This window comes from Dissulfurimicrobium sp. (assembly GCF_049968175.1).
Taxonomy (GTDB): domain Bacteria; phylum Desulfobacterota; class Dissulfuribacteria; order Dissulfuribacterales; family Sh68; genus Dissulfurimicrobium; species Dissulfurimicrobium hydrothermale.
The window spans coordinates 1-7,945 of record NZ_JBMFRG010000072.1 but is presented as its reverse complement, the minus strand read 5'-3'; the positions used below and the strand labels follow the sequence as shown (position 1 = coordinate 7,945).

At 41.9% G+C, this 7,945-nt stretch carries 18 protein-coding genes; all 18 read left to right on the top strand.

Annotated elements, in window-relative coordinates; all coding sequences use genetic code 11:
* The first annotated feature begins 78 nt into the window (after nt 1-78).
* Nucleotides 79-387 (top strand): 30S ribosomal protein S10, encoded by a 309-nt coding sequence (gene rpsJ / locus ACP5SG_RS08650; RefSeq protein ID WP_237889839.1) that lies wholly within the window; start codon nt 79-81, stop codon nt 385-387.
* 41 nt (nt 388-428) lie between these two features.
* On the top strand, nt 429-1,058 hold the full coding sequence (gene rplC / locus ACP5SG_RS08645) for a 50S ribosomal protein L3 (RefSeq protein ID WP_237889266.1): 630 nt from the start codon (nt 429-431) through the stop codon (nt 1,056-1,058).
* Between the two features lie 15 nt (nt 1,059-1,073).
* The gene (gene rplD / locus ACP5SG_RS08640) at nt 1,074-1,697 is read left to right on the top strand and encodes a 50S ribosomal protein L4 (RefSeq protein WP_237889267.1); all 624 of its coding nucleotides are present in this window, start codon (nt 1,074-1,076) and stop codon (nt 1,695-1,697) included.
* Entirely contained in the window at nt 1,694-1,984 is a 291-nt protein-coding gene (locus tag ACP5SG_RS08635; protein WP_237889268.1) for a 50S ribosomal protein L23, read from the top strand. Before rplD ends, ACP5SG_RS08635 begins: the two co-directional genes overlap by 4 nt.
* Nucleotide 1,985: 1 nt before the next feature.
* Nucleotides 1,986-2,810 (top strand): 50S ribosomal protein L2, encoded by an 825-nt coding sequence (gene rplB / locus ACP5SG_RS08630; protein ID WP_237889269.1) that lies wholly within the window; start codon nt 1,986-1,988, stop codon nt 2,808-2,810.
* 20 nt (nt 2,811-2,830) lie between these two features.
* Nucleotides 2,831-3,112: a 30S ribosomal protein S19 gene (rpsS, locus tag ACP5SG_RS08625; protein WP_237889270.1), complete on the top strand. Its 282-nt coding sequence runs from the start codon at nt 2,831-2,833 to the stop codon at nt 3,110-3,112.
* A 20-nt stretch (nt 3,113-3,132) separates the two neighbouring features.
* On the top strand, nt 3,133-3,465 hold the full coding sequence (rplV, locus tag ACP5SG_RS08620) for a 50S ribosomal protein L22 (protein WP_237889271.1): 333 nt from the start codon (nt 3,133-3,135) through the stop codon (nt 3,463-3,465).
* Between the two features lie 19 nt (nt 3,466-3,484).
* A complete protein-coding gene (gene rpsC, locus ACP5SG_RS08615; protein ID WP_237889272.1) occupies nt 3,485-4,144 on the top strand; it encodes a 30S ribosomal protein S3 in 660 nt (219 codons plus the stop codon).
* 9 nt (nt 4,145-4,153) lie between these two features.
* On the top strand, nt 4,154-4,570 hold the full coding sequence (gene rplP / locus ACP5SG_RS08610; protein ID WP_237889273.1) for a 50S ribosomal protein L16: 417 nt from the start codon (nt 4,154-4,156) through the stop codon (nt 4,568-4,570).
* Nucleotides 4,567-4,758 carry a 50S ribosomal protein L29 gene (rpmC, locus tag ACP5SG_RS08605; RefSeq protein ID WP_424661157.1) on the top strand — a complete coding sequence of 64 codons (192 nt, stop codon included), beginning with the start codon at nt 4,567-4,569 and terminating at the stop codon, nt 4,756-4,758. Before rplP ends, rpmC begins: the two co-directional genes overlap by 4 nt.
* 21 nt (nt 4,759-4,779) lie before the next feature.
* A complete protein-coding gene (rpsQ, locus tag ACP5SG_RS08600; protein ID WP_237889274.1) occupies nt 4,780-5,040 on the top strand; it encodes a 30S ribosomal protein S17 in 261 nt (86 codons plus the stop codon).
* Nucleotides 5,041-5,059: 19 nt separating this feature from the next.
* Complete coding sequence (gene rplN, locus ACP5SG_RS08595) at nt 5,060-5,428, top strand: 50S ribosomal protein L14 (protein WP_237889275.1); 369 nt, start codon at nt 5,060-5,062, stop codon at nt 5,426-5,428.
* 21 nt (nt 5,429-5,449) lie between these two features.
* Nucleotides 5,450-5,782, top strand: coding sequence for a 50S ribosomal protein L24 (gene rplX, locus ACP5SG_RS08590; RefSeq protein ID WP_237889276.1), 333 nt, complete (start codon nt 5,450-5,452; stop codon nt 5,780-5,782).
* A gap of 21 nt (nt 5,783-5,803) precedes the next feature.
* Nucleotides 5,804-6,343, top strand: a complete 540-nt coding sequence (gene rplE, locus ACP5SG_RS08585) for a 50S ribosomal protein L5 (protein ID WP_237889277.1) — start codon at nt 5,804-5,806, stop codon at nt 6,341-6,343.
* A gap of 18 nt (nt 6,344-6,361) precedes the next feature.
* Complete coding sequence (locus ACP5SG_RS08580; RefSeq protein WP_237889278.1) at nt 6,362-6,547, top strand: type Z 30S ribosomal protein S14; 186 nt, start codon at nt 6,362-6,364, stop codon at nt 6,545-6,547.
* Nucleotides 6,548-6,575: 28 nt separating this feature from the next.
* Nucleotides 6,576-6,971 carry a 30S ribosomal protein S8 gene (rpsH, locus tag ACP5SG_RS08575; protein ID WP_237889279.1) on the top strand — a complete coding sequence of 132 codons (396 nt, stop codon included), beginning with the start codon at nt 6,576-6,578 and terminating at the stop codon, nt 6,969-6,971.
* 15 nt (nt 6,972-6,986) lie between these two features.
* A complete protein-coding gene (gene rplF / locus ACP5SG_RS08570) occupies nt 6,987-7,541 on the top strand; it encodes a 50S ribosomal protein L6 (RefSeq protein ID WP_237889280.1) in 555 nt (184 codons plus the stop codon).
* 30 nt (nt 7,542-7,571) lie between these two features.
* The coding region (gene rplR, locus ACP5SG_RS08565; protein WP_428123556.1) for a 50S ribosomal protein L18 at nt 7,572-7,945 on the top strand (374 nt) is incomplete at its 3' end.

Genomic DNA, 7,945 nt, shown 5'->3' with positions numbered 1-7,945 from the left:
TCCGTGAAGGGGGCCGTACCGTAGGCGCAGGTGTGGTGAGTAAGATTATAGAATAATTAGGCGAGGAATCGAGGGATGATCCCAACGGGCAAGATAAGAATCCGTCTTAAGGCTTATGATCATAAGCAGCTGGATAAATCGGTAGGAGAGATAGTTGATACCGCAAAAAGGACGGGTGCGCGTATAGCCGGTCCCATACCGCTCCCTACGTCGATAGGACGTTATACCGTTTTGCGTTCGCCCCATATAGATAAAAAGTCCAGAGAGCAGTTTGAATTGAGGACACACAAGAGGCTTGTAGATATCTTGGATCCGACGCAGCAGACGATAGATGCCCTTATGCAGTTGGAGCTTTCAGCCGGCGTCGATGTAGAAATAAAACTTTAATAATTGTTATTGTATAAATTTTAGCTGTAGAGGGTACTTAGATGTTAGGATTAAAGGGCCTGATGGGCCGTAAGATTGGAATGACCAAGACCTTTTTGAGCACGGGGCAGTCGATTGCCGTTACGATTTTGGAGGTTGGTCCTTGCGCTGTGCTCCAGAAAAAGACACGGGATGTTGACGGCTATGACGCCCTGCAAATAGGTTTCCGCGCCAAACCTCTAGGAAGACTCAACATGCCTGAACTTGGAAAGATCAAAAAGATTGGGCTTGATCACGGGTTTTATCATATATCCGAATGTCAAGTTGATGATATCGACGCATTCGAGTTGGGCCAGATATTGACCTTAAAAGATCTTGACCTACGCCAATTGGTTGATATCGTCGGGGTCAGCAAGGGCCGTGGATTTGCCGGTACAGTAAAGAGACATGGTTTCAGCAGAGGCCCTATGGCCCATGGATCAAAACACCATCGGGAGATGGGATCGGTGGGGCAGAGTGCATTTCCTTCACGCGTTATTAAAGGCAAGCGTATGCCTGGGCGTATGGGCGGCAAAAGGGTGACTGTAAAAAATTCAATGGTGGTTGATATGCGGCCTGAAGAAAACCTTCTTCTGGTCAAGGGGAGTGTGCCGGGGGCGACAAACCAGCTTGTCTATATAAAATGTAAATAGAGGAGACAAAGTAAGATGGCAACCCTGGCGGTTTATGATTCACAAAGGCAAAAGATATCCGATATAGAGGTAAGTGACCAGATATTTAATATCACGCCGAAAGAGGGCGTGCTGCACGAGGTCGTCAAATGGCAACTGGCTAAAAGACGGTCAGGCAATGCAAGTACAAAGGAACGGAGCGAGGTCAGCGGGGGCGGTAAGAAACCATGGCGTCAAAAGGGTACGGGTCGTGCACGGGCAGGCAGTAATACATCCCCTCTCTGGAGGAGAGGCGGTGCAGTCTTCGGACCTAAACCGAGGAGTTATTTTTACAACATCCCTAAGAAGCTTCGAAGACTTGCTTTGAGGATGGCGCTCAGCGCCAAGCGTCTCGAAGATAATTTGTACGTGGTGCGCGATTTCGGGCTGGAGCGGATTAAAACAAAGGATTTCAGTGGATTTTTAAAGCGGTTTGATGTAAATAAGGCGATCATTGTGATCGATGGTGAAGATAGGATGCTGGAGTTGTCAGCAAGGAATATACCCAATATCAAGATCCTTTCACAGGAGGCCCTTAATGTCTTTGACCTCCTCAAATACAGGCATCTGATATTGAAAGAGTCAGCTGTTGGATTGATAGAGGAGAGACTGCAACCATGAGGGACCTTTATTCGGTGATACATTCACCTCTTTTAACCGAGAAGGCCACGTTCCAGAAAGAACTGGGTAATCAGGTGGTTTTCAGGGTAGATAGGTGTGCCAATAAGATAGAGATAAAAAGGGCCGTAGAGCAGCTTTTCAAGGTAAAGGTTCAAGATGTCCAGACAGCTGTTATAAAAGGCAAGACAAAAAGGGTTGGACGATTTCACGGAAGGCGTGCCGATACCAAAAAGGCTGTAGTAAGACTTAGGCCCGGCGATACTATAGATTTCTTTTCTGAGGTTTAAGATGGCTATCAAAAAGTATAAACCTACATCCTCGGGCAGACGTTTCATGACCGTTTTGAAGGATGAAACCTTGACAGACAAGGCCCCCGAGAGGTGTCTGATCGAGCCGCTGAAGAAGAGCGGGGGTAGGAACAATTACGGCAGGGTTACTGCAAGACATAGAGGCGGCGGCCATAAAAGATACTATAGGATAGTAGATTTTAAGAGGGATAAGATGTCAGTTCCGGCAAGGGTTGCGGCGATCGAATATGATCCCAACAGGTCCGCCAATATTGCATTGTTGCACTATGCCGATGGCGAAAAAAGATATATCTTGGCGCCGCTTGGTCTAAACAAGGGCGATATGGTCATTTCAGATGCGTCGGCCGATGTGAGACCCGGCAATTGTATGCAACTAAAAAATATACCATTGGGTACATTGGTGCATAACATTGAAATGAGGCCCAATAAAGGCGGGCAGATTGTAAGAAGTGCGGGTACGGCTGCGCAGGTGATGGCTAAAGAAGGGAATCGTGTTCAATTGAGACTTCCAAGCGGCGAGGTCAGGGTCTTTTTGGGTTCCTGTATGGCGACGATCGGTCAGGTTGGGAATCTCGACCACGAGAATATTTCTCTTGGCAAGGCCGGTAGGAGCCGTTGGCTTGGAATAAGGCCAAGTGTAAGGGGTGTAGCAATGAACCCTGTGGATCATCCGATGGGCGGCGGTGAAGGCAAGTCATCAGGTGGAAGACATCCTTGCAGTCCATGGGGTTGGCCTACAAAGGGTTATAAAACCAGGAAAAAGAAACCAAGTGATGTATTTATTATAAAACCTAGAAAGAAATAATCCATTTAAGAGGTATTAAGGTGCCAAGGTCAGTAAAGAAAGGTCCGTTTATAGATGAACACCTGATGAAAAAGGTTCAGGCTGCGCTGGAGACCAACGATAGGCGTGTCATAAAGACCTGGTCGCGGAGGTCCATGATAGTTCCGCAGATGGTTGGCATGACTTTTGCTGTTCATAACGGCCGGAAATTTATACCTGTATTTGTCACGGAAAATATGGTCGGCCACAAACTAGGGGAGTTTTCACCTACAAGGACATATCATGGCCATTCTGCAGACAAAAAGACCAAGGTTCGTAAATAAGAAAAAGGCGGGGTAAATAGATGGAAGCAAGGGCAGTGGCTAAATATATCAGGGTCTCGCCGCAAAAGGCCAGATTGGTGGCGGATTTGGTGAGGAACAAGAAGGCCGGTGAAGCGATGCAGATTTTGGGTGTATTGCCTCAGAAATCGGCGAGATTTTTAAAAAAGGTGTTGGAATCAGCGATAGCAAATGCGGATCAGAATCCTAATATAGATGTTGATACGCTATATATAAAAAAACTTTTAATCGACAATGGTCCACAGTTAAAAAGGATACGTCCAAGGGCTCAGGGCAGGGCGTTTGGTATATTGCATAGGCTTGCTCATATAACCGTTGTTTTGGATGAGGCTTGATTAGGGAGAGGAGGCAGTTTTGGGGCAAAAAGTTAATCCGGTAGGTCTTAGATTGAAAATAACAAGGACGTGGGATTCTAGGTGGTATGCAGGGAAGGATTATCCGGCGCTTGTTATAGAGGATCAAAGATTAAGAGATTACATAAAAAATAGACTTTATCACGCTGGTATATCAAGAATAGAGATAGAACGTGCAGCGCAGCGATTGAGATTGCGCATAAATTGCGCCAGGCCGGGGATAGTTATAGGTAAAAAGGGCGCAGAGATAGAGATGCTGAAAAAAGATATCGAAAAGATGATTAGCCGGCCTGTTATGATTGATATAATAGAAGTCCGCAGACCAGAAATTGATGCACAACTTGTGGCTGAAAATGTAGCCGGGCAGCTGCTCCATAGGGTTTCGTTCCGCAGGGCAATGAAAAAGGCGGTGAATATGGCCTTGAAGTTCGGCGCCCAGGGGATCAGGATTGCTTGCTCGGGGCGTCTGGGGGGAGCGGAGATGTCAAGGCGTGAGTGGTATCTCGAAGGGCGCGTCCCTTTGCATACATTGAGGGCAGACATTGATTATGGACTTGCCGAGGCAAAGACTACATATGGAGTTATAGGTGTAAAGGTCTGGATCTTTAAAGGTGAGATACTGCCCGAAAAAGAATCCCAGATCCTCCCTATAGCCGTTTAAGAGGTTGATATGCTTAGTCCCAAGAAGACAAAATACAGAAAGCAACAGAAGGGTAGGATAGGAGGGGTTGCGTACAAAGGTTCAACCCTGGCCTTTGGAGATTTTGGGCTTAAGGCTACGAAGAGCGGCCGCATCACCGCCCAGCAGATCGAGGCTGCACGTATTGCCATCAATCGTTTCGTTCGAAGGAGGGGCAAGGTCTGGATAAGGGTTTTCCCTGATAAGCCGGTAAGTAAAAAACCAGCGGAGACAAGAATGGGTAGCGGTAAGGGTCCTGTAGAGATGTGGATTGCGCCTGTGCGTGCAGGCCGTATTTTGTATGAAATGGAGGGTGTTGATGAGGCCTCGGCAAGGGAGGCCTTTCGTTTGGCCGCACATAAATTGTCAATTCCAACCAAGTTTGTATCCAGGAGTGAAGTGATATGATCCCGGCTAAGGAATTGAGGATGCTGACAGTTGAAGAGCTCATTAAAAAAGAAAGCGACTTAAGGCATGAACTTTTTAATTTAAGATTTCAACATGGGACTCATCAACTTGAAAATATAATGCGCATAAGATCGGTTAGACGTGATATTGCCAGGATACAAACTATTATAAATGAATTACGATCTTGATAAAATAAGTTGGAGATCTTGATGGAGAGTGTAAAGAAGCAGAAAAAAACATTTGTTGGGATTGTTGCCAGCAATAAAATGGATAAAACAGTAGTTATTATTGTTAACCGTCGTTTTAAACATCCAATATATGGTAAGTACATTCAGCACCGTAAAAAATATATGGCACATGATCCACATAATAGTTGTAATATAGGTGATAAAATATTAATAGAAGAAAGTAAACCGATTAGCAGACGAAAGCGGTGGATAGTAAGAGAGATTTTGGAAAAAGCTGTCTAAGAAATGGGAGGGATCATTTATGATCCAACAAGAAACTACATTAAGAGTTGCAGATAATTCAGGGGCCAAAGTAGTTAGTTGTATCAGAGTACTGGGTGGAACAAAGCGTAGATATGCAAGTATTGGTGATTTAATAGTTGTAGCAGTTAAAGAAGCACTGCCTGATTCCAAAGTAAAAAAGGGTGATGTTGCAAAAGCTGTTATTGTCCGTACTAAAAAAGAGTTGTCAAGACCTGATGGATCGTTGATTCGCTTCGATGAGAATGCAGCAGTCCTTGTCAATCAATATGGAGAACCGATAGGTACACGTATTTTTGGGCCAGTCGCAAGGGAGCTAAGAGCAAAGAGATATATGAAAATAATTTCTTTAGCTCCTGAAGTTTTATAAGATATTGGGAGCGGTGCTGCTATGAAGGTTTCAAAGACAAATTTACGCAAAAATGACCGTGTAATTGTTTTAGCCGGTAAAGATAAAGCAAAAGTAGGTAAAATTATAGAGATATTACCTGGTAAATACAGAGCACGTGTTGAAGGTATAAATATTATTAAAAAACATACGAAACCGGGTCCTGGTTCTAAAGGTGGTATTGTAGAAAAAGAGGCATCGATACATATATCCAATCTTATGCTTTTATGTCCTAAATGCACAAAACCAACCAGAATATCTCATAAATTCTTAGAAAATGGGAAAAAGATTCGTGTTTGTAAAAAATGTGGAGATGCAATTCCAGATGCAAATTAAGATAAGGTTGGAGGCATTTTAATGGTTCTTATAGAACAACAATATAAAGAAATAGCCGTTCCAAAATTGATGGAACAGTTTGGATATGTTAACGCATTTCAAGTTCCAAGATTGGAAAAGGTAGTTCTTAATATGGGTCTGGGAGAGGCTATACAGAATCCCAAAATTATAGATAGTGCAATGGAAGAGTTGACCAGGATAGCTGGACAAAGGGCGGTTGTAACTAGGGCAAAAAAATCGATCGCTGCTTTTAAACTAAGGACAGGAGTTCCTATCGGTTGTACTGTTACTTTGAGAAGACAGAGAATGTATGATTTTTTGACAAAACTTATACATATTGCCATTCCAAGAATTAGAGATTTTAGAGGTATATCTCCAAAAGGATTTGACGGCAGAGGGAATTATACGCTAGGCATAAAAGAACATATAATTTTCCCTGAAATAGAATACGATAAGGTAGATAAGATTAAAGGACTTAATATTACTATTGTAACTACAGCTAAAACCGATCAAGAAGCTAGATATCTTTTAAATGCAATTGGCATGCCTTTTCGTAAGTAAAAGGATAAGGAGGTAAAATTGTCTAGAAAGGCATTATTGATAAAAGCTCAACGCAAAGCTAAATTTAAAATTAGACAATATAATAGATGTCCATTATGTGGACGTCCAAGAGCTTTTTTGCGCAAATTTGGTATTTGTAGAATATGTTTTAGAAAAATGGTTTCAACGGGGCATATACCTGGAGTGGTTAAGGCTAGTTGGTAGATCAAACATTAGGCTAGGAGATACATATATGGGAATGACTGATCCAATAGCTGATATGTTGACACGTATCAGAAATGCAATATCTGCGAGACATGATCGTGTCGATATGCCTTCGTCGAAGTTAAAAATAAATATTGCTAAACTCATGAAAGACGAAGGATATATATTAAATTATCGTATTATAAAAGAAAATGGTAAAGATGTGTTAAGGATTGCATTAAAATATGTTGATAAAAATCCAATTATTTTAGGATTGAAAAGAATTAGTAAGCCAGGAAGAAGAATATATTGCAGCCATAATAAGTTACCTACTATTCGCGGAGGGTTGGGAATTGCCGTAATATCGACATCAAAGGGAATTTTGACTGATGTTCAGGCTAAAAATAATAAAGTTGGCGGTGAGTTGCTTTGTGCAATTTGGTAAACAGGAGAAATATTAATGTCTCGAATTGGTAAGAAACCTATTCCTTTGCCCTCGGGAGTAAAGGTAAATATAGAAGACAATAAAATTACTATAAGTGGGCCTAAGGGAATTTTGGTTAGACAAATTAGTCCATTGGTAACTGTTGAATTAGTTGATAATCAATTACTTGTTAAAAATATGAATGATTCACGGCAGTCTCATTCTATACATGGCCTTACCCGTACATTGTTAAATAATATGATTATAGGTGTTGCAAATGGATTTCAAAAAGAACTTATAGTTACGGGGGTTGGTTATAAGATTGAAGAAAAGGGCGATAAATTAATCTTTAATTTAGGACATTCTCATCCCATTGAATTTCCGTTGCCGAAAGGAATAACGGCTAAAGTTGATAGACAAAAAATAGTACGCATAATTTTAGAAGGATATGATAAAGAATTATTGGGATTAGTAGCTTCTAAGATTAGGGCATTAAGGCCGCCAGAACCTTATAAAGGCAAGGGTATTCAATTTGCCGATGAAAATATCATTCGTAAGGCAGGCAAAACAGCTACTAAATCAAAAAAATAAAATATAATTTCAAGACGTTGGAAAATATAAATGAAAAATCTTAACAAAAAGATACAAGCAAGATTAAAAAGAAAAAAACGTATTCGTAAAAAATTGTTTGGCAATGCCGAACGCCCCAGACTTTCGGTATTTAGAACAACGAAGCATATTTATGCCCAGATCATTGATGATGAACAACATAGAACATTGGTGTCGGTTTCGAGTCTATCTAAAGAATTGAGGGAAAAGATCGCTTCATCTGAAACGGGCAGCGGGAAAAAGGATATTGCTAGGCACGTTGGCCAATTATTAGCTATCCGCGCCAAAGATATTGGCATAGCAAAGGTTGCCTTTGATCGTAATGGTTATCTATACCATGGAAGGGTGAAGGTTTTGGCTGAAGCTGCCAGAGAAGGCGGCCTCGA